The following is a 2705-nucleotide window of genomic DNA, read 5'->3' as shown; positions in this document are numbered from 1 at the left end:
AAGACTTAGAATCGTTTTTTTCATAGGTTTGCATCTTATTTTAACGTTTAACATCGCTAAGAATAAATAGTTTTTCAAAAGTTCAATAATCTTTCAGATATTTATAAATCATGATAGTATCAGAAAAAACCCTTAAATGGGCAATGCGTTTTTACCCACCTTTATTGTTTCAAAGAATTTGGGTTCAGCGCTTTCACAAGGGATTTAAAGGAGTAGATGTAAAGATTGCCAAGAGTGTGGTGAACAGTAATTACAATGGTTCTATCTATGGTGGAACAATATATGGAGCAACAGATCCGTTTTATGCCATATTGTTCGATCAACTTTTACAAAGAAAGGGCTTCAAAACAAGGGTTTGGCTAAAAAGTGCTTCCATTCAATATTTAAAACCTGGGCATAACCATTTATATTTTACGGTTACCATATCTGATGAAATGCTCCATGAAGCTATAACAGCCCTCACCACGGTGGGCAAATTTGTAAAGGCCTACCCAATGGAAATTTTCACTAAAGAAGGTTTGTTATGTGCAACAGTAAGTAATGAGGTATACATCAGGAACCTTCACCATGGCGAAAAACCTGTGGTGGCCTATTAATAACATCGGACTCCAATTTTGCGGGTATGAATATCAGGAAACTTATTCTTCAGGGCGAAGGCTCCACACTGGATTTTAAAAAGACCATCACCAATGTTGGGAAAATTGCAAAAAGCCTGGTTGCTTTTGCCAACCATGAGGGAGGCCAGTTATTAATTGGTGTCGCTGATGATGGTACCATCACCGGTGTGAAATCTGAAGATGAAGAGAAATACATGATCTTAAAATCTGCCTTAGAATATTGCCGACCGGTTATCGAGCCAGAATTTGAAGAAGTCTACGTTGACCATAAATTGGTATTAGTCGTTAAAATTCTATCCAGTAAAACCAAACCACACTATGCGCTGGATGAAAACAAGCAATGGTGGGTTTATTTCAGGGTTGGTGATAAAAGTATTCTTGCCAGTACAGTTACTATAGAGCTGCTCAAAAAGGAAAACCGAAGTAACGGGCAACTGATTGTTTATACAGATAATGAAAAGAAATTATTCGACTATTTAAAAAAAGAAGGCCGAATTACCTTAAGGCAATTCACTAAATTGACGCGAAGTTCTAACAGGCATGCCCAAAAAGTTTTGGTCAACCTGATCCTTACCGGATTGATTAAACCGCATACTTCAGATAAGGAAGAATATTTTACCATGGTAGATCCGGTTTAATTGCTGTAATTTTGCGGCCTATTTCTTTACTATGCTTCAAAATTTCTACGCAAAATATAAACCTTACTACACTGATAACCTACGACTAGCCCTGCCTATTGTGATTTCACAATTAGGACATACGGTGGTACATATGGCCGACAGTGTGATTGTGGGCCACTTTGCAGGTACGATACAACTGGCCGCGGTTTCTTTGGTAAACAGTATTTTTATGCTCACCCTTGTGTTGGGCTTAGGCATTTCTTATGGTTTAACCCCTTTAATTGCACAGGAAAATGGCCGCAAGGACTATAAAAAATGTGGCGAACTCTTGTCAAATAGTTTGCTCATCAATGTGATTACGGGTATCTTTCTTTATTGCATGGTGCATTTCGGCACTTTGGTGGTGATAGACCATTTAGGTCAGTCGCCAGAAGTAGTAGCCTATGCAAAGCCCTACCTCGCCTATTTAGCCTTTTCTATCATTCCCTTGATGATCTTTCAAACCTTTAAGCAATTTGCTGAAGGCCTAGGCTTTACTAAACAAGCCATGTATATCTCTATTTGGGGAAATGCAATCAACATTATCTTAGGGATCATCTTTGTTAAAGGAATGTTCGGCATTGCCCCAATGGGCGTTAAAGGCGTAGGCTTGAGCACCTTAATAGACAGGTTATTAATGGCGGTAGTGATGGCAATTTATGTATTTCGATCCAGTCATTTTAAGGCTTATCTTAAAAGCTTCAAAATAGCTTTTTTTGATAAAGTAACCAGTATCAAGATCTTTAAAATCGGTGCCCCTGTTGCCCTTCAATATTCCTTTGAAATTAGTGCTTTTAGTGGTGCAGCCATCTTAATTGGCACCATAGGCGCAGTAGAACAAGCAGCACACCAGGTATCCATCAACCTGGCCGCTGTTACTTATATGATAGCCAGTGGTGTAGCCTCTGCAGCAACCATTAAAACAGGCAATAATTTAGGCAAGAACAACTTTGTAGATTTACGCCGCTCGGCTTTAGCCAGTTATCATGTCATCATTGCCTTTATGAGTGTCACAGCGTTAATGTTTGTCTTCGCTAATCAGCTCCTGCCTTATATTTATACAGAAGACAGGGCTGTTATTGATATTGCGGCACAGCTGTTAATTATAGCAGGCTTTTTCCAGCTCTTTGATGGCACCCAGGTGGTTGGCCTGGGTGTTTTAAGAGGTATCGGAGATGTCAATATCCCAACATTTATAACTTTTATTGCCTATTGGATTATAGGTGTTCCCCTGGGTTATTTCCTGGGTATCACCCTTGGGTTTGGTGTTAACGGCATTTGGTATGGATTAACCATTGGGTTATTGACCGCTTCGGTACTGTTGTTTTTCCGCTTCCAGACAAGAACGAAATTACTTATTTCAGCAGCAAACACTTAAGCTGTTGTGGCTTCCTGCCAGCCTTGATTTAGCGCATTAAGGAAGGTTTCT

The 2705-nt window shown here is 39.5% G+C and carries 3 protein-coding genes; all 3 read left to right on the top strand.

The features are described 5' to 3' along the window. The first annotated feature begins 110 nt into the window (after positions 1 to 110). From ACR2F7_RS15860 to ACR2F7_RS15850, 3 genes are read left to right on the top strand one after another with little or no spacing between them, the layout of a single operon-like run. The gene (locus tag ACR2F7_RS15860; protein WP_432714519.1) at positions 111 to 596 is read left to right on the top strand and encodes a DUF4442 domain-containing protein; all 486 of its coding nucleotides are present in this window, start codon (positions 111 to 113) and stop codon (positions 594 to 596) included. 26 nt (positions 597 to 622) lie between these two features. Further along, positions 623 to 1255, top strand: a complete 633-nt coding sequence (locus ACR2F7_RS15855) for an AlbA family DNA-binding domain-containing protein (protein WP_432714518.1) — start codon at positions 623 to 625, stop codon at positions 1253 to 1255. 31 nt (positions 1256 to 1286) lie between these two features. Continuing rightward, a complete protein-coding gene (locus ACR2F7_RS15850) occupies positions 1287 to 2654 on the top strand; it encodes an MATE family efflux transporter (protein ID WP_432714517.1) in 1368 nt (455 codons plus the stop codon). Positions 2655 to 2705 lie beyond the last annotated feature (51 nt).

Source organism: Pedobacter sp. (genome assembly GCF_045628745.1).
Lineage (GTDB): Bacteria > Bacteroidota > Bacteroidia > Sphingobacteriales > Sphingobacteriaceae > Pedobacter.
Note: the sequence above shows the minus strand (reverse complement) of the source record. Positions and strands in the feature narration are given on the sequence as shown.

Excerpts from the sequence above, each read along its gene's own strand:
- ACR2F7_RS15850 (WP_432714517.1), top strand. The coding sequence starts at position 1,287 with ATGCTTCAAAATTTCTACGCAAAATATAAACCTTACTACACTGATAAC.
- ACR2F7_RS15860 (WP_432714519.1), top strand. The coding sequence starts at position 111 with ATGATAGTATCAGAAAAAACCCTTAAATGGGCAATGCGTTTTTACCCA.
- ACR2F7_RS15855 (WP_432714518.1), top strand. The coding sequence starts at position 623 with ATGAATATCAGGAAACTTATTCTTCAGGGCGAAGGCTCCACACTGGAT.